Annotated in this window: 24 protein-coding genes; 3 read left to right on the forward strand and 21 right to left on the reverse strand. The window is 34.8% G+C overall.

Going from position 1 to position 24,086, the window contains the following annotated elements; translation table 11 throughout:
• Positions 1-56: 56 nt before the first annotated feature.
• A complete protein-coding gene (gene ytvA, locus HP569_RS12440; RefSeq protein WP_182201503.1) occupies positions 57-833 on the forward strand; it encodes a YtvA family blue-light photoreceptor in 777 nt (258 codons plus the stop codon).
• 62 nt (positions 834-895) lie between these two features.
• On the opposite strand, the gene HP569_RS12445 is transcribed toward ytvA, so the two are convergent.
• Together HP569_RS12445 and gdhA are read right to left on the reverse strand one after the other, a co-directional pair.
• Positions 896-1,576: a uracil-DNA glycosylase gene (locus HP569_RS12445; protein WP_182201504.1), complete on the reverse strand. Its 681-nt coding sequence runs from the start codon at positions 1,574-1,576 to the stop codon at positions 896-898.
• Between the two features lie 509 nt (positions 1,577-2,085).
• Positions 2,086-3,459, reverse strand: a complete 1,374-nt coding sequence (gdhA, locus tag HP569_RS12450; RefSeq protein WP_182201505.1) for an NADP-specific glutamate dehydrogenase — start codon at positions 3,457-3,459, stop codon at positions 2,086-2,088.
• A gap of 286 nt (positions 3,460-3,745) precedes the next feature.
• Here gdhA and gltC point away from each other — a divergent pair, with 286 nt between their 5' ends.
• Positions 3,746-4,639, forward strand: coding sequence for a glutamate biosynthesis transcriptional regulator GltC (gene gltC / locus HP569_RS12455; protein WP_182201506.1), 894 nt, complete (start codon positions 3,746-3,748; stop codon positions 4,637-4,639).
• 57 nt (positions 4,640-4,696) lie between these two features.
• Here gltC and HP569_RS12460 read toward each other — a convergent pair whose 3' ends face one another.
• The 9 genes from HP569_RS12460 to HP569_RS12500 all read right to left on the reverse strand — a co-directional run bounded on the left by HP569_RS12460 (position 4,697) and on the right by HP569_RS12500 (position 14,307).
• Positions 4,697-6,025: an MATE family efflux transporter gene (locus HP569_RS12460; protein WP_182201507.1), complete on the reverse strand. Its 1,329-nt coding sequence runs from the start codon at positions 6,023-6,025 to the stop codon at positions 4,697-4,699.
• A complete protein-coding gene (locus HP569_RS12465; protein ID WP_182201508.1) occupies positions 6,022-6,489 on the reverse strand; it encodes a GNAT family N-acetyltransferase in 468 nt (155 codons plus the stop codon). The genes HP569_RS12460 and HP569_RS12465 overlap by 4 nt, the downstream gene beginning before the upstream one ends.
• Positions 6,490-6,567: 78 nt before the next feature.
• Positions 6,568-7,119, reverse strand: a complete 552-nt coding sequence (locus HP569_RS12470; RefSeq protein ID WP_182201509.1) for a TetR/AcrR family transcriptional regulator — start codon at positions 7,117-7,119, stop codon at positions 6,568-6,570.
• 172 nt (positions 7,120-7,291) lie between these two features.
• A complete protein-coding gene (locus HP569_RS12475) occupies positions 7,292-8,155 on the reverse strand; it encodes an aldose epimerase family protein (RefSeq protein WP_182201510.1) in 864 nt (287 codons plus the stop codon).
• Positions 8,156-8,337: 182 nt separating this feature from the next.
• Positions 8,338-10,269, reverse strand: a complete 1,932-nt coding sequence (locus HP569_RS12480; protein WP_182201511.1) for a fructose-1,6-bisphosphatase — start codon at positions 10,267-10,269, stop codon at positions 8,338-8,340.
• A 162-nt stretch (positions 10,270-10,431) separates the two neighbouring features.
• Positions 10,432-10,623 carry a hypothetical protein gene (locus tag HP569_RS12485; RefSeq protein WP_182201512.1) on the reverse strand — a complete coding sequence of 64 codons (192 nt, stop codon included), beginning with the start codon at positions 10,621-10,623 and terminating at the stop codon, positions 10,432-10,434.
• Between the two features lie 224 nt (positions 10,624-10,847).
• Positions 10,848-11,366 carry an RNA polymerase sigma factor gene (locus HP569_RS12490; RefSeq protein ID WP_182201513.1) on the reverse strand — a complete coding sequence of 173 codons (519 nt, stop codon included), beginning with the start codon at positions 11,364-11,366 and terminating at the stop codon, positions 10,848-10,850.
• Between the two features lie 66 nt (positions 11,367-11,432).
• Positions 11,433-13,637: a sensor histidine kinase gene (locus tag HP569_RS12495; protein WP_182201514.1), complete on the reverse strand. Its 2,205-nt coding sequence runs from the start codon at positions 13,635-13,637 to the stop codon at positions 11,433-11,435.
• Positions 13,615-14,307 (reverse strand): response regulator transcription factor, encoded by a 693-nt coding sequence (locus tag HP569_RS12500; protein ID WP_182201515.1) that lies wholly within the window; start codon positions 14,305-14,307, stop codon positions 13,615-13,617. Before HP569_RS12500 ends, HP569_RS12495 begins: the two co-directional genes overlap by 23 nt.
• Before the next feature lie 334 nt (positions 14,308-14,641).
• Here HP569_RS12500 and HP569_RS12505 point away from each other — a divergent pair, with 334 nt between their 5' ends.
• On the forward strand, positions 14,642-14,827 hold the full coding sequence (locus tag HP569_RS12505; RefSeq protein ID WP_182201516.1) for a DUF4177 domain-containing protein: 186 nt from the start codon (positions 14,642-14,644) through the stop codon (positions 14,825-14,827).
• Between the two features lie 147 nt (positions 14,828-14,974).
• Here the strand turns inward: HP569_RS12505 and HP569_RS12510 are convergent, their stop codons facing one another.
• The 10 genes from HP569_RS12510 to HP569_RS12550 form a co-directional block, all read right to left on the reverse strand.
• Positions 14,975-15,712 (reverse strand): sugar isomerase domain-containing protein, encoded by a 738-nt coding sequence (locus tag HP569_RS12510; protein WP_182201517.1) that lies wholly within the window; start codon positions 15,710-15,712, stop codon positions 14,975-14,977.
• The gene (gene ulaA / locus HP569_RS12515; RefSeq protein ID WP_182201518.1) at positions 15,712-16,977 is read right to left on the reverse strand and encodes a PTS ascorbate transporter subunit IIC; all 1,266 of its coding nucleotides are present in this window, start codon (positions 16,975-16,977) and stop codon (positions 15,712-15,714) included. Before ulaA ends, HP569_RS12510 begins: the two co-directional genes overlap by 1 nt.
• A gap of 2 nt (positions 16,978-16,979) precedes the next feature.
• Positions 16,980-17,261 (reverse strand): PTS sugar transporter subunit IIB, encoded by a 282-nt coding sequence (locus HP569_RS12520; RefSeq protein ID WP_182201519.1) that lies wholly within the window; start codon positions 17,259-17,261, stop codon positions 16,980-16,982.
• A 1-nt stretch (position 17,262) separates the two neighbouring features.
• Entirely contained in the window at positions 17,263-17,700 is a 438-nt protein-coding gene (locus HP569_RS12525) for a PTS sugar transporter subunit IIA (RefSeq protein WP_182201520.1), read from the reverse strand.
• 433 nt (positions 17,701-18,133) lie between these two features.
• Complete coding sequence (locus tag HP569_RS12530) at positions 18,134-19,069, reverse strand: nucleoside hydrolase (protein WP_182201521.1); 936 nt, start codon at positions 19,067-19,069, stop codon at positions 18,134-18,136.
• A gap of 29 nt (positions 19,070-19,098) precedes the next feature.
• Positions 19,099-20,337, reverse strand: a complete 1,239-nt coding sequence (locus HP569_RS12535; protein ID WP_182201522.1) for a NupC/NupG family nucleoside CNT transporter — start codon at positions 20,335-20,337, stop codon at positions 19,099-19,101.
• Positions 20,338-20,383: 46 nt separating this feature from the next.
• Positions 20,384-20,599 (reverse strand): PfkB family carbohydrate kinase, encoded by a 216-nt coding sequence (locus HP569_RS14570; RefSeq protein WP_343051127.1) that lies wholly within the window; start codon positions 20,597-20,599, stop codon positions 20,384-20,386.
• The gene (locus HP569_RS12540) at positions 20,581-21,276 is read right to left on the reverse strand and encodes a ribokinase (protein WP_343051128.1); all 696 of its coding nucleotides are present in this window, start codon (positions 21,274-21,276) and stop codon (positions 20,581-20,583) included. Before HP569_RS12540 ends, HP569_RS14570 begins: the two co-directional genes overlap by 19 nt.
• Positions 21,269-22,267, reverse strand: coding sequence for a LacI family DNA-binding transcriptional regulator (locus tag HP569_RS12545; protein ID WP_182201523.1), 999 nt, complete (start codon positions 22,265-22,267; stop codon positions 21,269-21,271). Before HP569_RS12545 ends, HP569_RS12540 begins: the two co-directional genes overlap by 8 nt.
• A gap of 180 nt (positions 22,268-22,447) precedes the next feature.
• Positions 22,448-24,085 carry an FIMAH domain-containing protein gene (locus HP569_RS12550; protein WP_182201524.1) on the reverse strand — a complete coding sequence of 546 codons (1,638 nt, stop codon included), beginning with the start codon at positions 24,083-24,085 and terminating at the stop codon, positions 22,448-22,450.
• Position 24,086: the final 1 nt, after the last annotated feature.

The following is a 24,086-nucleotide window of genomic DNA, read 5'->3' on the forward strand; positions in this document are numbered from 1 at the left end:
AGGTGTTTATTTTTTAAATGGATAGTAGAAAAGTAAGATCTGTTGGAGGTTAATGAATGAATCAAATAGATAAAAAACAAAATTTATTTAAGCAAGCGTTGGACCACACGAAAGTAGGATTAATTATTACTGATCCCTCATTAGAAGATCATCCAATTATATTTGTCAACAAGGGCTTTACTCATATGACAGGTTACACTTCTGATGAGATCATCGGGAAGAATTGCAGATTTCTACAAGGGGATGAAACCGACCAACCAGCAGTTGATAGGATTCGAAAGGCAATCCAAAACGAAACGTCTATTACTGTTCAGTTATACAACTACAAAAAAGATGGGACTGGCTTTTGGAATGAACTTGCGATCGATCCTATGTGGATTGAAGAGGAACAAAAGCTTTATTTCGTCGGCGTCCAAAAAGATGTAACCGCTGATAAAGAGAATGAAAGACTATTAACTAAAGCTTTAGCTGAGATGGAACAATTATCTACTCCTATTGTTCCTGTTGCTGACTCTATCGCTGTACTACCTTTAATCGGTCATATCCATTATGAACGAATGGAGAAGCTAAGTACTGCGATCTCAAACTATCTAAGTGTCTCAAAAGATGACTATTTAATTCTAGACTTATCTGGTTTATATGAGGTAGATACATATGTTGCTGCTGCAATATTAAAATTGCATGATTTAACTGAGTTAATTGGTACCCAGCTCGTTCTAACAGGAATACGTCCAGAGCTTGCGATCAAAGCAGCAGAAATTGGTGGAAAACTCCAATTAATGCGGACATACATGACTGTAAAAGATGCGATGAAAGCATTACAAGCAAATTAGTATATTTTAGCGGTTGATACCTAGATATCAACCGCTATTTTTTATAGAATGGAATCTTATTATTAGATACTCCGTATTTCCCAATCGATTTCTTCTATATCATTTTGTTTCAATAGTTCATTTGTTTTGGAGAAGGGCTTGCTACCAAAAAAGCCTCGATATGCTGATAGCGGGCTTGGATGTGTCGATTGAACAATAAAATGTTTCGCTGTATCAATAATCTTTCTTTTCTTTTGCGCTGCGGCTCCCCATAAAATATACACAATAGGCGTCTCTTTTTGATTCAACACTTCAATCACTCGATCGGTAAATTGCTCCCACCCCATCCCTCGATGTGAATGAGCCTGACCAGCTCGAACAGTCAATACATTGTTCAATAATAAGACCCCTTGCTCTGCCCACCTTACTAAATTCCCGTGATTAGGAATCGCACAACCAAGATCATCATGTAGTTCTTTATAAATATTTCTTAATGAAGGCGGCACGTTTACTTCGGGCTTCACAGAAAAACTTAGACCATGTGCTTGATTTGGGCCATGGTATGGATCTTGCCCAAGTATTACTACTTTCACTTTTTTGAATGAGGTGTAATGCAATGCATTATAAATATCATTCATTTCTGGGTAAATCGTTTCTGTTTGGTATTCCTTTTTTAAAAAAGATCTTAGTTCTTGATAATAATCCTTTTCAAATTCATCCGCTAAATAGTTAGACCAGTCATTATTCAGAATTTGTTTTTGCATATGTCAACCAACCTTTTAAAATATCGTTAAACTACCTTCTAATAGATTATCATGAAACGTGGGGGGAGCTGTCAAATATGGTGGCATGTTTTTTTGGGGACTTGATTATTAGAATTAATCATTGATTCGGTCACTCGTCGCTGGTTTTCTGATCATTTTGTTCGAATTAACCTTTGATTCGAACACTAACCACTTAGTTTTCAGTCCTTTTGTTCGAATTAACCTTTGATTTGAACACTAACCACTTAGTTTTCAATACTTTTGTTCGAATTAGACATTAATTCGATCACTAACTACTTAGTTTTCAGTCCTTTTGTTCGAATTAGACATTAATTCGATCACCCACACCTATTTTACCGCCTCATATGATCGAAATACAATTCCCCCTCTATTTAAAGCATTAATAGAACAGAGCGCCTCATCAGCAGAAATAAAATTTAGCACTGTAGATTTACATAAAAAAAGCACTAGGTCTCGACCTAATGCTTTTTTCGCTGAAAATTATATTCTTAAATAACTCCTTGCGCAACCATTGCATCGGCCACTTTGGTAAATCCAGCAATGTTAGCTCCGGCAACTAAATTACCCGGCGTACCGTATTCTTCTGATGCTTGAACACTTGCTTGGTAGATGTCTTTCATAATCTCTTTTAATTTTCCATCTACTTCTTCCACAGTCCAAGATAGTCTTTGGCTATTTTGTGCCATTTCTAGTGCAGAAACAGCTACTCCACCAGCATTAGCTGCTTTAGCGGGAGCGAACAACACATTATTTGCTAAAAATGCATTTACTGCATCATATGTTGAAGGCATGTTTGCACCTTCTCCAACTGCTTTTACACCATTTGCAATTAATGTATCTGCCGCTTCTTTGTTCAACTCATTTTGTGTTGCACATGGTAGCGCAATATCACATGGAATCGACCAAATTTTTGAAAATTCATCGACAAACGTAGCTTCAGGATGGATATCTACATATTCATAGATTCGCTTGCTCTCTACCTCTTTCAATTGCTTGACTGTATCTAAGTTAATACCATTTGGATCATGGATATAACCACTTGAATCACTACATGCAACTACTTTTGCACCAAGCTCCATTGCTTTTTCCATTGCATAGATAGATACATTTCCAGAACCAGAAACAACGACAGTACTTCCATTGAAGCTTAATCCTTGAGCCTTTAACATTTCATCAACAAAATATACCGTTCCATAACCAGTAGCCTCTTTACGCCCAAGACTACCACCGTAACCAACTGCTTTACCAGTTAACACACCCGCTTCATAAGCACCGCGTAGTTTTTTGTATTGGCCAAACAGATAGCCAATCTCCCTTGCGCCTACACCAATATCGCCTGCTGGCACATCTGTGTTTGGTCCAATATGACGGCTTAGCTCTGTCATAAAGCTTTGACAAAAACGCATGATTTCTAAATCAGATTTACCTTTTGGATCAAAATCCGATCCACCTTTACCAGCTCCGATTGGTTGACCAGTTAATGAATTTTTAAACATTTGTTCGAAACCTAAGAATTTAATAATACTAGCATTAACTGAAGGGTGGAACCTTAATCCACCTTTATATGGACCAATTGCACTGTTAAACTGTACGCGAAAACCTCGGTTAACTTGAATATTTCCTTTATCATCTACCCAAGGAACTCTAAATGTCAGTAATCTTTCAGGTTCAACCATACGATCTAAAATTGCCTGTTTCATATATGTTGGATTCTTCGCAATTGCTGGCACCAATGAATCTAACACTTCTTTTACAGCTTGATGAAACTCCTCTTCTCCCGGATTTTTTTCTACAACTTTGTTAAATAATTTCTCTACATAATCCTTTGCTACTTGTACTTGCTCTTTATCCACTTGCGTCATCCGAACCTCTCCCTGCTAAAATTTTATATATCCGTTTTATTTCGTTTCTACATTACTATTTTACATTCTTTTAACTAATAGCTACAATATTAATATTAGATTATATTAATGCGTTTAGTGCATTGGTTTTTCAAAAAAGAGTATACGCTGATTTATAGTTTTGACCAAATTTCATAAGTTTTATATTAATTGTGGTCGACAAGCAGTGTTTCACGACCAAATTCATTCTATTTATTTTCAAATTTAGTCATAAAAAATTTCCACACAAAAAACGGAGGGAATTGAAATGGAAACCCGTCAGATTCAATATTTTTTAGAAGTTGCAAAGCGAGAGCATATGACCCAAGCCGCCATTCATTTACATGTTGCCCAATCTTCTGTGAGTAGACAAATTGTTAACCTAGAAAACGAACTCGGTGTGGATTTATTCGTTCGTGATGGTAGAAATGTACGGTTAACACCTATTGGCAGGATTTTTTTTGAACGAATGGATCAAATTGTTCATCTTATGGATGAAGCAAAACGTGAAGTAAATGAATATTTGAAGCCTGAGAAAGGAACAGTTCGTATTGGTTATCCGACTAGTATGGCCGCTTATACATTACCTTCTAATATTTACGCTTTTCGAAAAAAATATCCTGAAGCGAAGTTCCATATGACAAATGAGTTGTATGATGATCTAATTGATGGCGTTGAACGGGGTGATTTTAATTTAGCGATGATTGCACCAATGCCTGATCAAGCACTTAAACATAAGGTAGCTGGCACGACGTTATTCTCTGAAAATATTGTGGCGTTGTTACCGCTTAGTCATCCTTTTGCTAAAGAAAAAGCGATAAAATTAGAAGCGCTAAAAGATGATCCATTCTTAGTACTTCCTGAAGGATTAGTATTTCGTGATCAAGTTATTCAGGCTTGTAATCAAGTTGGGTTTTCACCAAATATCGCTTTTGAAGGAAAGGATATTGATGCCTTGAAAGGACTTGTGTCAGCTGGGCTCGGAATTGCTTTAATGCCAGAGATGACATTAGTCGATAATACACCACAGTCTACTGTAGTCATTCCGATATCTGATTCTTCTTTAACAAGAACAGTCGGGGTTATTTATCCAACCGAGAGAAATCTTTTGCCTACTGAATCAATGTTTTATCAATTTTTAGTCGATACGTATAGAAAATAGTTTATATAAAATTAAGAAAGAAAGACCTGTTATATATCTAGGTCTTTCTTTCTAATTTCATCTATATTTTCTCTGATAAATAAGAATGCTTATTAATACGACAAATTCAGATGCTGGAATGGAAAGCCAAATGCCATTTACACCTAACATCGGTGGTAGAATAAGTAGGAAAATAAGCATAATTAAGATTTCACGAGAAGCTGTGATCCAAGTTGCCATACGAACATTACCAACAGATTGATAATAGGTCATCATAACAAAATTGATTCCGGTAAACAGATACGCAATGAAGAATAGCTTAATCCCTTGTATCGCAAGTGCAGTAACCTCATCTGGGAATTGACCAAAGATCGAAACAATTTGTCCTGCAAATAGCTGGCCAATCACTAAAAAGAGAACTCCTGCTACAACAGCAATAACCATTGATTTTCGCATTGTCTCTCGTTTTCTACTCTCATTCTTCGCTCCATGAAAATAACTAATCAGCGGTTGAATGGCGGAACCCATTCCTAAAAACATCATCAGCATGACACTGTGTGTATAGTTAAGAATAGAGAATGCGGCCACACCACTTGTTCCAGCAACTCGCTCAAAAGCAATGTTATGAGAAATAGTAAAGAACGATATTCCTATTTCAGACAAGAAACTTGGAAATCCAATGATAAGAATACCCCAAAGTAGCTTCTTATTAAATTTAAAACGAACAAGCTTCAAGTTGCTTTTTTTCTTAAAAAAGTGTGTAGACAAAATTAGGATTGCCACAAAAGCTGCAATAATTGTTGCTGCAGCAGCTCCCATTACACCAAAATCAAATATATATAGAAAGATGTAGTTAATGATAATATTCAGTAGCGCACCGACAACAAGTGAAGCCATTGCTAACGTCGGACTTCCATCATTACGTACAAACACACTAAATGCGTTCTCTACTGTAAATACAAATCCAAACAATAGAATAACAAAAAGATAATCTGATACGTAAGGAATAGTATCTTGATTGGCGCCTAACAAATAAGCTAGTGAATCACGGAATGTAAAGGCGATTAAACCGATAATTAATGTAATTGAAAAAATAGAAACGATCGCATGCGTGAAAATCACACGAGCTTCTTCTGGTTTCTTTGCACCCATCGCCATGGAATACTTGGTGGCGGCACCTATGCCTATCCAGAGAGACATCGCTAAAAAGATAGTGTATACAGGTGCTGATATACCGACTCCAGCTAAAGCATTCGCTCCTAAACGGTTCCCTACAAGAATACCATCAATCACAAAGTTGAATGCCATTAAAAGCATGCCAATCATTGATGGTAGCAGATAACGTAGTAAAATACGTCCAATCGGTTGTGTCTCTAATTGGTGCAGTGTTGATTCTCTTGCGCTCATACTTTACTTCTCCTTGTTAATTCAGCTTCCATTACGAGGCCATGAACAAAGCCATCCTCGTCCTTTTCTCCATTTAGACGAAAACCAAACTTTTCATATAACTGTATTGCTTGTTCGTTTTCTGGATACACACTCAAATATAACTTTTTGCAATCATAGTTGTCCTTGATTAATTGTATTAATAGAGGAAGAAAACGTGTTGCGTATCCTTTCCCTTGAAACTTTTGATCAATCATAAAACGATCAAGCCATACTTGTTTGTTTTTCTTATCCCAACCATACATTGCATAACCAACCAATACGTCTTCATCATATAGTCCCATCGATTTCCATTGTGGTTCAAACTTCGATTGAGCTAAAGAAAATAAATTACTTTCAATAAACTTTTCTTGATAATTACTAACTGATAAACGAGAAACGTGTAACCAATTATCAGCAGTTACCTCACATATATGGAGGCTCATAATTTCACCTAACCTTCAACAAATATAAAACAATAAAACTAATATGTTTTTTTTAGTTTCCGAAACCAAAAAAAATAATTACTTTTTAACAATACCAAACAATAGCATATCTACAATTGTGTCTAGTGCCTCATCAACTGAGATGCTATTCTCTAAAAAGAACTGTCTATCTAACGTGGCGTTTGCCGCATCAATAATTATTTTAATAAGTAAAGAGACATTTTGATCAGCAATGATACCTTCTTTAATTCCTTGATCAATTAAACCCCTTAATGCTTCCCACTCGTTTAAAGCAACATGTACGCTTTTCCATTGTTCAGGGTACGTTTTTTTCATCTGCTCTAATAGCTTCCAATCAAAAAAATCATTATACTTCGGAACGACAGTAATAACTCCTCTTATTTTCTCAGTCAGAGATAGTTGATCATCTTGTACAATCGTTTCTGTCTTCTCATCAATTTCTTTTAAACTAGTATCAATAATCTCATCCAGCATTTCTTTTTTTGAAGAAAAATGTTGATAGAGTGTCCGCTTACTTATACCTAGACGATTAGCTAGATCGTCCATTGTAAATTTCAAATGTTTATCCTTCGCTTCTTCCATAAATGCCTGCAAAATACGGTCCTTCATGTATCACCCTCCTAAAAAAGAAAACTATATAAACAATATTAGTTTTTTTAGTTTCATTTCATTATACTATCCTATTTTCACATTTTCAAGGAGGACACATTACTCCATTCGTGTGTGTCATCCGAGATGTTTTTTTCTGCCTAATCAGAAAGTTGTCTTAACACTTCCATCACTACTTCACTTTAAACGTCGCAAACGTATCTATACTACTGTTTGGTTGCACGTAAACCAACCCTTTTTTCTCATTTATCGCATTAGGTAAGGCTACCCACGGTTCCATACACACAAAATCTCCGCCCTCTTCTGTCCAAAAAACGGTGTATTTAAATTCAGGGCCATATTCCATTATCACTCGCTGATCATTTCTTGTTTGAACAGAAACAGTGCCACCTTTTTTATTAGTAAAAACAATGGAAGGCTTTAAGTTTTGCTTGTTAATTGATCCATTCCATGCTTTTTCTTGATTATCATGTAAATCTAAGTAAGTAGACACTTGTGCATCAATCTCTATGATGTCAAAATCCGTTTGGAAATATGGGTGAAAGCCTGGATAAATGGGCATTGGTTCACTGGTGTTATTTTGATAAGACTGGTCAATCGTTAATCCATCAGCATCTACGGTATATGTAAATAATAATTCAAACTGAAATGGATAGAGCTTTAGCATCTCTTCAGAACTCTCTAAACGTAAAGTAATAGATGCTGTTTCTTCCTCCAACGCAGTAGACACTATCGTCCATGTATGATCACGAGCAAAACCATGTACTGGCATGTGATATTCCTGCTCATTCCATATGTATGAATCATTGCTTAGCTTACCTGAAGTAGGAAACAACACAGGAATTCCACCTCGGATCGGCCTGCTTTCATCAAATAATGTGGCTTTATTTAAGTAGAGTATTTCTTCTCCATTCACACCTAATTCTGTCACCATTCCTCCTTGTGTCAGACAAATGGTTAACCAGCTGCGCAATTTTTCATTGTTCAATGTAATAAACGAATTATTTTCTTCCATGTATTGCTCCATTTTAAACATGAAATACACTCCTTTATTTTATGATTTCTTTACTTACACATTTTTGTTCAATTTCCCTATGGTTCGACAAATTTTTATTAATATCCTGCCTCCCTATTATTCGTTCACTTATGTTTCACACAAAAGGAAAAGAGTGGCGACATAGCCATTTTTCGGCTGCACCACTCTTTTAAAGGGAAACCTCATTTCGCAGATCGATCCTTTAGTAACATCGTTAGTAGTGATACTTGCTGTAATAACTCTTCACCAACATTTGTTTCTAATACTTTTTTTCGTTCTAATTCTTTATCTACCAGTCTTTTCACATACAATACATCTGTACCGTCACGCAGCACCTCTTCTTTTGAATTAAAATGTTCATGTGCGACAAGTTGCATACCATAGGAATTAAATAATAAGGTGTAACCAGCAATACCGGTTGTCGATTGATAAGCTTTGGAAAATCCACCATCAATAACGATCATTTTCCCATTCGCTTTAATTGGATCCTCGCCCTCTATTTCTTTTACTGGTGTGTGGCCATTTATAATATGACCTTTGTCTGGGTCTAATCCAAACTCCGTTAAAATATTACGACAAACCTGTTCATTCTCGCGTAAATAATAATACGGATTTTTTCTTTCTTTATGTGTCTTTTTATCTTGAATGAAATACCTTTCAAAGGTTGTCATTTCTCGTTTTCCGAAAAGAGAAGAATACTCACCGGTCCATAAATACCAGACCATGTCTGTTGCAAAATCATCTGTTTGATCTGGATTTGAGAAAGCGTGACGTAAATAGGTTTCGAATATATCGAGTAGATCTCGACCGCCGTATGTTTTATTTTCCACTAACATTTTCTCCATATTTCCATCTTTATCTAGCGGAATACAACCGTGGATTAATAGGTTCCCATTATACTTCAAATAAAGGCTACCTTTTTTCATCAAAAATTTCATATGCCTTGCCAATTTCTCAGAATGCTGGACAGAAAATAATAATCGATCAATTACTTCTTGTTCCTCTTCTAATAATTGCTCTGGATTTTCCGGATTGACGGTAGCAAAACAGCTATTTTCTAATGAATACGTTTCACCATTTATTGTTACTTCATTTTTTTCATAATCAACCTTTTCAAGTAAAAGACGTTCAGACATATTAAAATGTGGTCTTCTTTTAATGATTGGCATCTCTAGCTTAAATTGAATCATTGCAATCGCCTGATGAATTTTAGTAATTTGTAATTTCTCAGACTGCGAGATTTTTTCATCTGCTTGTAGTTTTGGTCTGAAGGCCGTGTTATCTTGATAATATTTCTCTGCTAAATTTAATAATGGTCTAAGGTTAATGCCATATGCGTCTTCAATTATTTCTAAATTATCATATCGTGCACATATTCTAATAATGTTAGCTAGGCAAACCTTTGAACCGGAGTAAGCACCTAACCATAGCACATCATGGTTCCCCCATTGGATATCAACAGAATGATAATTAATTAACGTATCCATAATTTTATCAGGCTCTGGTCCACGATCATAAATATCCCCGACAACATGGAGGTGATCAACGACTAAACGCTGTACAGAATAAGCTAAGCCGATAATGAGCTTGTCCGCTTGATTTAGATCAATTATTTGTTTGAAAATTTGATTGTAATATTGCTTTTTATTCGCTGTATCATCAGTTTTATATAACAATTCTTCTGTAATATAAACAAATTGCTTTGGTAAAGCTTTTCGTAACTTAGAGCGTGTATATTTTGAAGACGCAAAGGAAATTAGCTTTAATAGTCTTTCAATTACTTCTTTATACCAATCATGAAGGGATTCTTCATTATCGAATCTACTCTTTATCAACCGCAACTTCTCTTCTGGATAATATACTAAAGTTGCAAATTCGCTAATCTCTTGCTCTGTCAATTGACCTTTAAACAGCTCGTTCAACTTTTCTTTTACTCTTCCAGAACCATTTCTTAACACATGTTGAAAGGCTTGATATTCTCCATGCAAATCACTAACAAAATGTTCTGTTCCCTTTGGTAAATTCAAAATGGCTTCCAGATTAATAATCTCGGTAACTATTTTTTCTTCACTATCAAATTGTTCATGTAGTAAGTCTAGTAATTTTGTATTCAAGAACTATGCAACCCTTTCCAAAAAAATGTATGAGATCAACTTCGCTATTTATTGCAAAACCATCCGTTTGAACGGATGGCATATTTCCAAAAAAATACTTACTTTAGTTTTGATCGTTTTTATCGTTTTGATCGTTGGATCAAATATGTACTTTTCATTCATTTAAAAGTCTTCACTTTTACCTTTCCATTTTTTCATAATGACATCAGTAAGTGCCAAACCAATAACAACAACAATACCGAACACTACTTTTTCCATTACTTCACCTAAATTAGGAAAAAGCAAACCTGATAACAAAGTAAGTGCTAGGTATATTACGATGAATACAAGTAAGCGCTGAAAGAATTTTTTCAAAAAACAGACCTCCTTTTCTAATGAAACATGTGCATTCATTTAGCTGCACGGTTGAACAAGTATTTAATTAATCAATAGTTTAACATTTTACCGACAAAGTTCATAACTATTTTCATGTTTTCAAGTTCATATTCTTTTTTATGCTACTTGGCAAATGAATCAATATCATGCTTTTTGCATACGAAAAAGGCAGTGGAAAATTTCTTCTACTGCCTTTTTCGAGATTAACTGCTTATTCGATCAACAAGAGTAATTTTTAATTTTTTTCGGGCGCGATGCACTCTATTTTTTACTGTACTCATACTAATATCAAGTACATCTGCAATTTCTTTTTCCTTTAATCCTTTTTCGATTTTCAATGTCATCACATGCTGATAGTCACTCTGAAGTGCACTCAAAGCTTCATTAATGTCTTTTTGCAAGAGCTGAAATGAAACCTCTTCTTCCACATTGTGCTGTTCTTCATTTGAAATACAGGCTAACACCTCTTGATCTGTCGCAATTCCATTTCTACTTCTTTCTTTACGAATAACATCTATTGCTGTGCGTGTTGTAATAACTGACAGCCAGGCACCAATTTTTTTCTCTTCATTTAATTGTTCCAAATTGTTCCACGCTTTAATAAACACTTCTTGTACAACATCTTCAGCTAAATAATAATCTTTTGTTATGGCGAGGGCTATATGCTTTAGCCGTGTAAAATGACTATGATACACTGTATTAAAATCTATGATCAGATTCATAACCATCCTGCTTTCCCTATCGTAATTGTTACCTATAAACTTGAAACCTATTACTATTTTTCTATATTATGCTTTTTGTAATACAATGGTTGCTTTAAATAAATCACCGTCTGTATCAATATCTAAACGACCATCATGTAGATCAACAATAGATTTTGCAATTGCAAGTCCTAAGCCTGAACCTTCCGTGTTTCGAGATGTGTCAGCTCGTTTAAACCTTTCAAAAAGCTCTTCTCCGTTATCATTCAGCTCAAATTTCGATATATTTTTAAATGTAAGGACTGCATTTCCTTCAACTGTTGATGCTGTAATATATACACGCGTATTGTCCATTGCATATTTCAGAATATTATTAATTAAATTCTCAAACACACGCCACATTTTTTGACCATCGACATATGCGTAAATTGGTTTTTCATCATTCGTTATTCTAAATTGCAAGCTAGATGTCTCAATCATTTCATTATATTCTCCTAAAGCTTGTTGTAATAACTGAACAAGATCTACCTTTTCTTTTGTAATTTCCATATTGCCACTTGCCATTTTGGAAACTTCAAATAAATCATCGATTAATAGTTTCAGACGTTTGGACTTGCGATCAATTACTTCGACATATGCACGCTGTTCCTCTATAGAAACATCATCTGATTTTAGCAATTCCGTATAGTTAATAATTGAAGTGAGTGGTGTACGTAAATCATGACTGACATTGGTAATTAGCTCTGTTTTTAGTCGTTCGCTTTTGGCCTGTTCATTTTGTGATGTTTTTACACCACGCTTTAACACATTGATATTTTTTGCAAGCTGTGCCAACGCTGAATTACCTTTTACTTTCAGATCACTCCCTAGCTTACCCGCAGCAATCTCATTTGTTTTATTTACGATTTTATTGAAGTATCCAATTTTCTTAGCTAAATAAAGAAACATTGGAAACCCGATAACCAACAGAAAGATAATATAAGCAATAAATAACTCAGCAGCCATTATACCGAAACCAATGCCTACACCTGTAACGTATATCGTTATAATTATGAAAAACTGTTTCCTAGTTTTTAAACCATCAAACACGTCTTTTAAGCTATAATAAATTTTTCGAATATAAGTATTTTTCCATTCCTCTTTGACATAAGCCACATCCTTCATATCCTCTAACAAATACTTAAACTGCACAATTGTTAGCAATAATAAACCGGATGCGATGAATAGCCATGTAACAATGTCGAATGCATAAGAAGTGACACCATCAAACATATAAAAGATTTGATAGTCAATTGTATTCATAGCGAATAAAGTGAAAAATACAGATATCACCAACAAACCAACACGAACATCAATTGGTATCTTTCGGTAATATGGCTTCCATTGGTTGAACTCAATGGTGATACGTGTTGATCTTTTATAATAGATGGCACAAAAAACAAGAGAAGCTAATGATACAAATACATATAGCCAAAATAACATTTGCTTTTGTTGATAATTATCATATGCACTCATAATTGGATCAGATGCTGATAAATCTGAGGAAACTCCTATTTTCCCTTTAAAGTTGTGTTTGGGCATTTCATCAAGCATAGACGTAATTGCTTCAAATGGATAATGAGAATTCCAGAAATAATCGGAAGAAATATTAAAGTTGCTTACATATAATAGATTTTTTTCCTCAAATGAGGGGGCTTCTGATTGATCGGATGTTGTGTTTACATTTGTTTTTACTTCTCCTGTCTCTTTGTTTTTCAAATTATAAACAAAGGAGTCCATGTAGGCTTCGTAATTTGAACGATAACTAGCTAGCTCTTGATAATAGTCTTCCAGGTGCTGTTCCTTTTCTTTTATTATCTTCTTTTTAACATGTTCGTCATCTTTAAAATTTTTAATTATATCATCAATTAATGCATCTCTTTCCGTTCTGAACGCATCGGCAGCTTCTTGATTATCTGCATCTAGCGCACCTTGAATACTACTTTCATATTGATTTTTAATATTTTCAACTTGATCTGTTAAAGCCCCATATCGGGTCCGGTGTTCTTCAATCTCTTCCTGTGTGACTTCTATTGATTTTTTAGCTTCTTCAAAGGAAATATTATTTAATTCAAAGACATTTAAATAGCCTGCAAATTCATCTAATTGATTTTGAAATTCTGATGTTTGAAAATAGTCTGTTTGAAAATATTTTCCACCGGTATTAACTAATGAAAAAGCGCCACTAATACCTAGTGTTAATAAAATTGTCCAACTAAATATAATAATTCTATTTTTCCATTTTGTATCCAATTCCCCACACCACCTTTAAATATCTAGGATTTTTTGCATCTATTTCGATTTTTTCACGAATTTTTCTTATATGCACAGCAACTGTGTTTTCTGCGTTATAACCAGGTTCATTCCAAACTCTTTCATATATTTCATCAATAGAAAATACGCGACCAGCATTCGTCATTAGCAACTCGACTATTTTATATTCTATCGGTGTAAGTTTTACGAGTTCTCCATGGATGGTCACTTGCTTCGCATCTTGATCGATAACTAATCCATTCAAGTCAATCACTTTTTTTCCACCATTGAAGGTGCCAAAAGTGACATACCTTCTTAATTGTGATTTCACTCGTGCAACAAGCTCCATTGGATTAAATGGTTTTGTTATGTAATCATCCGCGCCAACTTGAAGCCCTAAAATCTTATCTGTATCTTCACTTTTTGCACTTAGCATAATGATAGGAATATTTTTCTTTTCTCTAATTTTATGTGTTGCAGCAATACCATCTAACCTTGGCATCATCACATCTAACAAAATTAAATGAATCTCATTTTCATGAATAATCTCTAGTGCCTCAATCCCGTCTTTCGCCTTAAATACTTTTACACTTTCGTTTTTTAAATATATTTCAATGGCATCGCGAATCTCCTTTTCATCATCAACAACTAATACATTATAATTTTGCAACCTTTTCCCTTCTTTCTCTCTGCCATTATTTCGTTAACACTATCTTACAAAGAAAATCTTAATATTTCATTATGATAAATCTTAAGATTTTCTTAAGATTGTATAGAAACCGATCTTTTTCTGGCGAAGTAATAGAATATCTATATGTTCATAAATAAATGCTCTATTAATTTAACACCTAAACGATTCACTCAATTTACAGAATAGCATCATCTACTTTTTATTATAACCTATGGAATTATCATCCATATATTATGTATAATTAACGTAAAGATGAAAACAATATCCAGCTTCATTCGTATATTAAAATAATTAATTAAAGGGAGGTACCATGATGTACATTTATAAATATGAAGAATCAATCGTTGGTGGGATTTTTTCGAAAAGTGACCATAGGGAAATCATTGATAAATATAGCAAAGAAGGTTGGAGATTCGTAGGGGCAATTCCTGCAAGTAGTGGAGGCTATGGTCAAATAACAACACATGATTTAGTCTTCGAAAAGCAGGAAGAATCTTAACATATGCTTTTGTTACACGAGCAGCAATTAGCTGTTTTACTTGTATTGCACACATGATTATAAAAAACTATGTCCTAGAGCATATAGCATACCTCTAGGACATAGTTTTTCATTGTATCATTAAATTATTTAATCCGTACTGTTTTTCTAAAATTTATAGTGGATCGTGTCTTTGTATTGCTCATATAATTTTTGATTCAAATCGTCTCCACCATCTAAATTAGCACTATAAAAAATAGGTGGATATTTTATACCTTTTTCTACTAGCCTATTAACCACTTCAGAAACGATTGTGTTTACAATAGTGGCACCAACAACAGTTGAGGAAGGGGAAACACGTTGTTCCACACCAATCACCTCACATACTGCATCACCAATATGCCCGTGATTGTCAATAACTACATCGACAATCTCATAAAGGTTCTTTCCTGAAAAATGTCTGGAAGTAACACTTTTAGAATATTCAAGGTTCGTTATCCCAATCGTTATAACGCCTCTTTCCTTCGCTGCTAAAGCAAGTTCAATTGTAGAAGGATTACGTCCAGAAACCGAATGCAGAATTAAAACATCATCCTTCTCAAACGGTGTCTTCTCAGCTAAAGTCGTACCATAGCCTTCAAGTCTTTCCATTTTACTTGTATGCGTGATTGGTTCGGTATCAAGCATCAACTCTTTACCGAATATTGGATTCATATTAATTAATCCACCAGCTCGATAATATAGTTCTTGTGTTAGGATACCTGCATGGCTTGCACCAAATGCAAACAACGATCTCTTGTTCTCAATTGCATCAGTAAAGATATCAATTGATTTATCAATGTTTTTCTTTTCCTTTTTTTCTACAACTTCTAATATCTCTCTAATTTCGTTAAAGTATTGATACATTATCCAAACACTCCCGAGAATAAATCGGCAATCCATTTAGCAATAACACCGAATAGTGATAAATCATTACCACCAAAGATTAACATCCAGTTTTGGATTGTTCCACTGTATACGACCGCTGCAACGCCTACTAGTAAAACCATCACAAATGAGGAAACTATTGTACCTATTATGGCTCCTCGCATTCCACCTTGACCTTCTCCAACGACGGCTGCACCACCCATTTCGAAAAATGCTGTCACAACTAAAGGAATAATTATTATACCAAAAACATTAAACGAGTTGGCTATAATGATTAAAATAGTCGAAGTAACCATCGCGATCAAAAAGCCGATAATTACTGCATTTGGCTTATAGTTAAATAGAATCGGAACATCTAATGCTGGTTTAGATCCTGGAATTAGTTTTTCAGATATCCCTTGGAAAGCAGGGATAATTTGGTTAATTAGCAAACGTACACCATATAACATAATTAATAGTCCGGCACCAAAAGTTAAACCTTGATTAATACCTAAAAATATTGAACTTTGACCTTCAACTAAGATTTCTGGAATTACAATAGCCACTACTATATACATCGTAAATAGTACGATAGCACCTGTAACTGATATTTCTCTAAAAAATGACAAACCTTTTGGTACATTTAAGTTCTCTGTTGAATTTTCTTTATTCCCAACTCTTTTAGCAACCTCACCAGAAATAATACTTAATATTCCTGTTGGGTGTCCAATTAAAAAGGAATCGTCTTCTGTAACTGCCCATACATATTTTCTCATAATCCAAGGCATAATTGACCAATATAAAGCAGAGAATAGTGCTCCAAAGACTACTAGTTTTACACCAGTTAATCCAGCTTCGACCCCTGCCGCTACAAATATAAACGGAAACCACCATAACATATGACCAGTTAAGAAAATTGTCTTAATCTTTGTGAATCTAGCAATTAGCAAGTGAAAGATTAATCCAATGAACATAGCTAAGCCGACATCTCCGCCATAGCTTGATGTAAACGTTTCAGCATTCAAAGCATCTGGAACGGATTCAGCACCTGTTATTGCTTGTTGAAATGCAGTATTGATCGGTGCTATAGTTCCAGCAATCATTCCTACACCTGTATCCAAAATAAGCATACCGAAAGCCGCAATAAAAGCGCCTTTAATAACCTCGGCAATATTTTTTCTTTGAACAATTAAACCTAATGCCGCAATCAACCCTAATAAAACAGGAGGATTACGTAATATATTTTCAGTAATAAAAGTTAACATTTCTATTTCCCTCCGTTTTGCAGAAGTTGATCTAACGCATTACCAACCTCTTCCTTGTCCATATATTTCTTTATTGCAAAAACAGGGCAATTCATACTGCTTTCTAATTCTTGAGCAAGTTCATGACTTGTGAAAACCGCATCCGCATTTGCACCTTTCGCCGAGCTTATATCTGTGTTTTCAACCTCGCAAGACACATTTCGTTCTTTACAAGCCTTATCAATACTCATCTTCAATACCATTGATGACCCAACACCAAAACCACAAACAGCTAAAATTTTCATTTTAATTCACCTCTCCATTTATTAATTTATAAATATCATCTACATTCCCATTGATAAAAACTTTATACTTCTCATCATCCATCAAAAGCTCGGATATTTCTGATAATGCTTTTAAATGAGATGTAGAGTCTATTGCAGCTAATACTAAAAATAATTTAACAGGGTTACCTTTCAAATCAACAGGGTGATCAAGCGTTAATAATGCCATCCCTTGTTTGTTCACAGCTTCTCCTGCTTTTGCATGTGGTAACGCAAAATAATCATTTAAGACGATATAAGGGCCATTTACATTTACACTATCAATCATATTGGTAATGTACTGCTCTTCTATCGCTCCTTGCTTTAATAAGGGCTGACTAGCAAGCCTGATAGCCTCTTCCCAACTATCTACTTTGTTATGATTTGCTAAATTTTCTTTCGGCAATAGTTCCTTCAACATATGATGTAACCCTCCTAGATAAAATCTCGTGAAAACGTTGGCAAAATTCAGGTGTGAATTTTATTTCAATTTTTAATTTAGACTTTTTTTAAAAAAGTATGCACAGTATTAGAACGTTTGATCAAGTTTTAGAATTTCTAGTAACTAATGATTTTCTCAACTCAGAACCATTAAAACAAGGTAATTAATTTAAGTTTGTTTTACTTAATCTCAACCCACCCCCTGCTAAAGAAATAACGAAAACGCATTCAAGTCATTCAAAAGTATAAGCGTTTTCAACTTATTTTTTATTTTACCAAAACAATGTATAGTTGTCTATACCACTTAGTGAATTTGTTTATAAATTTTTTTATTATACTTTAAACTTTTGGGTTGCTTATTAGATAATAGAAAAGGTTAAGCAGAAGTCATTCTACTTAACCTTTATCTACCACTATTTTGCTTGTTTTAATGTTTCAATGAAATCATTTACAAAGCGTTCAGCGTCTACATCGACACAAATATTCACATTCGGCTCTTTTTCCCAGATGTTTCGGAAGTCACAGATCGTTTGTCCGTACCCTAATGGGCTTACCGTTTCTACGTCAACAAAATATTTTTCTGTTTTAATATAGGAAGGATCAATAAAGTAGCCTACCGTTAAAGGATCATGCAAGGCACAACCGTTTTTCTTATAACGTTTCTGACTAAAACCTCTAAATACTTCTGTACTATTTAAAACGAAATCATAATATTTTGTTCCTTTTAATTTTTCAATATGCTCCAAATTCATAAAGGTTTTCATTGTCACATCTAAACTAACAAGCGTTACTTCTAGACCAGAGTGAAATACAATGGCAGCAGATTCTGCATCAGCAAAAATATTAAACTCGGAATTCGGCAATTTGTTCCCTTTTCCTGCTTCTGATACTAGTCCACCCATAATAATTACTTCTTTAATCCATTCAGCAATCTTAGGTTCTTTTCTTAATGCTAAAGCAAGGTTTGTAACAGGACCAACCAAAATGACAGTTAGATCACCTTTATATTTTTTAGCTTGTTCAATAATGAAATCTGGAGCGAACATATTATCTTCCGCTTCTTCTAAATGCACATCATCAAGTGCATTCCCTATTCCATCCGTACCGTGGACGCGATATTCATGTTCAGGCTCACGCAATAAAGGACGATCTGCACCTGGATATACTTGAATATCTGTTCTGCCAATCAGTTGAAGTACCTTACGCGTGTTTTTATTGACCATATGAAGCGGCACATTACCATTCACCGTAGTGATACCTACTAAATCAACCTTCTTACTTTCAATTCCATAAATAATAGCTAGCGCATCATCAATTCCTGTGTCCACGTCTAAAATTACTTTTGTCATCATTCATCCCATCCTATCCTATAATTTTTTTAAAAGAAGAACATTCCTACAATTGCTCCGTTTAATAGGTTAGCAATTGTTGCAATAATTAATGATTTGAATGCCATTGCCTGAATTTCGTGCTTTCTTTTCGGAGCGATCCCTACCATGATTCCCAAAATAATCCCGATAGATCCTAGGTTAGCAAAGCCTGCTAAAGCAAACGATAAGATCGCAGCCGACTTGTCTGAAAAGCTCCCCATCATGTCTGATAAAGAAGTAAAAGCTACAAATTCATTTAAGAATAACTTCTCACCTAATAATCCACCAGCCATTAATGCTTCATCCATAGGTATACCAATAATAAAAGCAACTGGAGCAAAAACATAGCTAAAGATAGAAGTTAATGACAAACTATCAAGTCCAACTAATGAACCAACTCCACCTAAGATCGCATCGACTAAAGCAACTAACCCGATAATAGAAATCAATACCATCGCAGCATTTACAGTCAAATGTACACCATCACGTGAACCATCGATAATAGCGTCCATGAACGTAGACTTACTACCATCTTCATTCGTATTTGATAGATCAACATTTTGCCATTCTGAGGTACTTAGTTTTTCCGTTTCAGGAATAAGTAGCTTTGCCATCATTAATCCTGCTGGAGCAGACATAATTGCTGCTGAAAGAAGATAATCCGCTCGAATACCTAATGCGACTAATCCAAATAAAACGGCACCAGACACAGATGCTAATCCACCTACCATAATTGCAAATATTTGTGAGCGTGAAATTTGATTAATATAAGGCTTCACAGAGATTGCAGATTGTGTCATACCGAGGAACATATTCGTTACTGCGTTTGTCGATTCAACATACCCTGTTTTCATAAACTTAGAAATGAATCCACCTACAACTCGTACAAAAAATTGCATAATCTTGAAATGATATAAAATTGCAATCAACGCTGTTAAAAATACCATGATGGTTAATACGTTAATAACAAATATAGAACCTACTGCACCATCCGGATTGGCTAATTCACCAAATACGAATGATAAGCCCTCTTTACCAGCTGTCATCACTACATCAACGCCATCTGATATTACTTCAATTACCGTTATGCCAACACTCCATTTAAAAACGACAAAACCTAAAACAACTTGTAGGATAAAACCAATCGCAATTGTTCTAAAATTAAGTGCCTTTTTGTTTTCCGAAAATAAATAAGTTCCCCCAATTAAAATTCCACAACCTAATAATCCCCATAGTATTGATATCATTAGTTTCCCTCCTTAGTTTCACTATCCTTTGATGTTTTGATATCTTTTAATGCTTTAGGTGTGATATAAACGCATCAACCTCTTGCTTTGATGGCATACCGCTCTGTGCACCAAACTTCTCTACTGATAAAGCAGCAGCTGCGTTAGCAAAATTAATTGCTTGATCAATCGCTTCATTACTAGCCAGCGCTGTTGCAAGTGCGCCATTAAACGTATCTCCTGCACCTGTTGTGTCTTTTACTTTTACGTCATAGGCTGGCATAGATTTTTTTCACCAGATTCATCTATAAATTCAATCCCTTGCTTTCCTTTTGTAATAATCATTTTGTTCTTTATCGCTTCAAATGAATCCAAACTTTTCAGCGCATCATATTCGATTTCATTTGGTGTTATATATGTTACTTTAGCTAGAGTTTCTTCTGGAATATCTTGATAAGGTGCAGGATTTAGAATGACAGGAATTTGATTGTCATAAGCAAAATTCACTACATATACAATCGTCTCCATCGGTATTTCAAATTGTAAGAGAACCATGTCACTAGCTAAAATTTCTTCTTTTAAATGTTCTACTAATTCGGGAGTTACCGCTTCATTCGCTCCAGACGAAACGATGATGCGATTATCATTTTCTGAGACGATAATTGATGCAATTCCAGTAGACTTATTCGCATCTACATGAATGGCTTCTTTCAGCACCTTTTCTTCTTCTAGGTGTGTAAGCATTTTTTCACCAAATGAATCGTTACCTACTGCACCAATCATCGTCACTTTCGAACCAAGCCTAGCCGCGGCTACTGCTTGGTTCGCCCCCTTTCCACCAGGGTGTGTCTCGAATTTACCACCTAATACCGTTTCTCCTTGATCAGGCATTCGATCTATCTTCGTAACTAGATCCATATTAATACTTCCAACAACACAGATGTGGGGTTGCTTATTCATCAACCTCTCTCCTTTCATGTGTTGATTCTTTCACACTCAATTGAACTTGATACTGTTCTGACTCTACTTCTTTATCTGAATTTTCAATCTTTTCTATCAATATTTCAACTGCTCTTTTTCCTATATCATAAATTGGTTGAGCCATTGTAGTTAATGTAGGGGACGTAATATCACTTAATTCCATACCATCATAGCCAATGACAGATAATTGATTCGGTATGTCAAACCCTAAATTTTTAGCTGCCTTTAATACAGATACTCCCATCAAGTCGTTAGCTGCAAAGATTCCATCAATCTCAGGGTGTTGAGAAAGGAGTTCTTCTGTCGCTTGATAAGCTTCTTTCACTGTATAGTTTCCGTACCGAATATAGTCTGTCGTAAACCACTCTTCAGACTGAACCTCATCTAGATAACCTTCTAATCGTTGCTTGGCACTACTTACATCTTTCGGACCTGCGATATGCGCAATTCGCTTACAGCCTGTCTCCTTCAAATAACGCACAGCCTGACTTGCTCCTTCTCGATTATTAACAGTGACAGATATTATATTTGAATTAATTTTTCTATCTAATGCAATAATAGGAACATTTATATCATTGATTTGGTCTACTTGAATCGTATTCGAAACAAGAATAATACCATCGATCGTTTTTTGTAACAAAGCATTTAAATATGCAATTTCTTTTTCATTATCGTTATCTGTATTACAAAGGACAAACAAGTACCCATATTTATTGGCCGTATCCTCAACCGCTCTTGCTAATTGCGGAAAGAACGGGTTCATGATGTCAGGGACAAACAACGCAATCATCTTTGATTTCCCCTTAAACAAGCTACGTGCAACATCATTCGGCCGATAGTTTAATTGCTTGATCGCTTCTTCTACTCTTTGTCGCGTATTCTGATTTACATATCCATTATTATTCATCACACGTGAAACTGTAGCTACAGAAACCTCTGCTAATTTCGCAACATCCTTTATCGTTGGCACAGAATTCTCCTTCCTGTAATATGTAACCGGTTACACACATAATAAAGCGCTTTCAATCGTTTGTCAAGATGAAATTTGATTTTAAAAGGCATAGACTGAGATTATCTCAATCTATGCCCTGGTTTTGTTATATCTAATTTTAATAGACCTACTACTCATTCTAACTTAAAAGATGAGTTACTAATGATATTCTATTATATTATTCGCATCTTCATTTAATATATCAAAGGCTTTTATTGTGATAAAATCATTATTTTTTTGAGAGATCAGCACTTTTCTGAATTTTTTCATGTGCTTCACCATCTTTTCTGGTTCATTTTTTGTTTCAAAGTGGTGTGCATGATTTAGATGAACATTTAATTTCGATAAAACTTTTTCATTGGCAAATTCACCTGCATCATATAGCTGCCAAAGACGAGTTTTTATATAGTTTGTATCGAGTTTCTCAGGAACATATAATTTAATGTCTGAAATAGTTGCTGATCCTTCATAATGTGTTAAATGAGGATCACCGATTATAAAGTAATCGGGATATGCTGATCCCTTTGGCCATGTATGTTCAATTGTATATTCCCCATCACTCCATATTTTGTCAAACTGACCGTCATATTGTTCTGGTGTATTATTATAATGATAAATCGGTTGACCGTTTTCAATAAAATCACGAGAGTAGCGTAGTGTCTTCTCTCCAGCATGAAGGAAATTACCTGATATCTCCATTGTGTAGCCAGTTTTATTTCGTTCTATGGCAAATGTATAATCTTCTTCTGGCATTAATTCAGGTTGAATTTCAGCAGCTGACACGATATCTCCTTCATAGGAGCCACATTCAGTTTCTATTAAAAATTCATTATAAGGCATCGCATGATCTTTATACTTTTTCCCGTTCATAAATAGAACATTAATAGCATTTCGTGTACTCAAATCTGAATTGTAATTATACAGAGCACCATTATCTGGATTACAAACGGAATAGGCATCAGACCATAGACCATTAACATTGTAAGCATCCATATTAACTTTACGATGTGTATGAATAAAAATATTATTATGTGGTGCTGGGTTATCGTAATCTACAATAGATAGAAAATAAAAGCCATTTTCTCTCTTTACATTACTAAAATTCGGATTACTTGGATCAGATACACCTTCAAAACTACCCGATGCTTTCCATGGGAAATTGGTTTTGACTCCTTTAGGATTGTAACCATTTGTTTTTCCATCATATTCAAAAGAACCGTTTCGCATACCACCAAAATCTATGGTTTTTAATTTATATTCAATTCTATATTCCGGTGGAAGTGGATCAGTAGAACGAATAATTCCGCCGCCACTGTAGTCAGGTTCATCAAGTTTAGCTCCTGTTTTTCCATTTTCAAAAGTGAAATTATCAAATGATACTGGATTCTCAGGATGACCATCTTTATTATAGTCTCTTGCAGCTAATTCTACGGTTAACCAATCATTTTCCCCTAAGGCAGATCGTTTTCTCATTAACCAAAAGCTATCTAAATGTCGTTTAAAGTTGTTACCACCTTTAATATGAAAAAAATCTCCATTGTCATCCAGCTCACCATTTACTCTCCATGGACTATCTTCTTCATAAGAATCACGTACCCAAGGTTCATTATCAATATCAAGTTCATCACTAAAGTCCTCTTCGTATTTTAATTCCCAATAACTATTAACATTTTGGTTCTCATTTGGAACATTATTATCTTCGAGTACACTAGCTAAAACAATTGTGTCTTCATTTTGACTAAATATAATTAGAACACTGATAAACACCATTATAGGAGCCAAAATCTTTTTGTGCATA

The organism is Paraliobacillus salinarum, assembly GCF_014083865.1.
Lineage (GTDB): Bacteria > Bacillota > Bacilli > Bacillales > Amphibacillaceae > Paraliobacillus > Paraliobacillus salinarum.

Coding starts and splice junctions, on each gene's coding strand:
- HP569_RS12520 (WP_182201519.1), bottom strand. CDS start 17,261: ATGAAAATTTTAGCTGTTTGTGGTTTTGGTGTTGGGTCATCAATGGTA.
- HP569_RS12505 (WP_182201516.1), top strand. CDS start 14,642: ATGTACATTTATAAATATGAAGAATCAATCGTTGGTGGGATTTTTTCG.
- ulaA (WP_182201518.1), bottom strand. CDS start 16,977: ATGTTAACTTTTATTACTGAAAATATATTACGTAATCCTCCTGTTTTA.
- HP569_RS14570 (WP_343051127.1), bottom strand. CDS start 20,599: ATGCCAGCCTATGACGTAAAAGTAAAAGACACAACAGGTGCAGGAGAT.
- HP569_RS12460 (WP_182201507.1), bottom strand. CDS start 6,025: ATGAGCGCAAGAGAATCAACACTGCACCAATTAGAGACACAACCGATT.
- HP569_RS12535 (WP_182201522.1), bottom strand. CDS start 20,337: ATGATATCAATACTATGGGGATTATTAGGTTGTGGAATTTTAATTGGG.
- ytvA (WP_182201503.1), top strand. CDS start 57: ATGAATCAAATAGATAAAAAACAAAATTTATTTAAGCAAGCGTTGGAC.
- gdhA (WP_182201505.1), bottom strand. CDS start 3,459: ATGACGCAAGTGGATAAAGAGCAAGTACAAGTAGCAAAGGATTATGTA.
- HP569_RS12530 (WP_182201521.1), bottom strand. CDS start 19,069: ATGACAAAAGTAATTTTAGACGTGGACACAGGAATTGATGATGCGCTA.
- HP569_RS12445 (WP_182201504.1), bottom strand. CDS start 1,576: ATGCAAAAACAAATTCTGAATAATGACTGGTCTAACTATTTAGCGGAT.
- HP569_RS12470 (WP_182201509.1), bottom strand. CDS start 7,119: ATGAAGGACCGTATTTTGCAGGCATTTATGGAAGAAGCGAAGGATAAA.
- HP569_RS12540 (WP_343051128.1), bottom strand. CDS start 21,276: ATGAATAAGCAACCCCACATCTGTGTTGTTGGAAGTATTAATATGGAT.
- HP569_RS12475 (WP_182201510.1), bottom strand. CDS start 8,155: ATGTTTAAAATGGAGCAATACATGGAAGAAAATAATTCGTTTATTACA.
- HP569_RS12510 (WP_182201517.1), bottom strand. CDS start 15,712: ATGTATCAATACTTTAACGAAATTAGAGAGATATTAGAAGTTGTAGAA.
- HP569_RS12465 (WP_182201508.1), bottom strand. CDS start 6,489: ATGAGCCTCCATATATGTGAGGTAACTGCTGATAATTGGTTACACGTT.
- gltC (WP_182201506.1), top strand. CDS start 3,746: ATGGAAACCCGTCAGATTCAATATTTTTTAGAAGTTGCAAAGCGAGAG.
- HP569_RS12490 (WP_182201513.1), bottom strand. CDS start 11,366: ATGAATCTGATCATAGATTTTAATACAGTGTATCATAGTCATTTTACA.
- HP569_RS12525 (WP_182201520.1), bottom strand. CDS start 17,700: ATGTTGAAGGAACTATTGCCGAAAGAAAATTTAGCAAATCATAACAAA.
- HP569_RS12550 (WP_182201524.1), bottom strand. CDS start 24,085: ATGCACAAAAAGATTTTGGCTCCTATAATGGTGTTTATCAGTGTTCTA.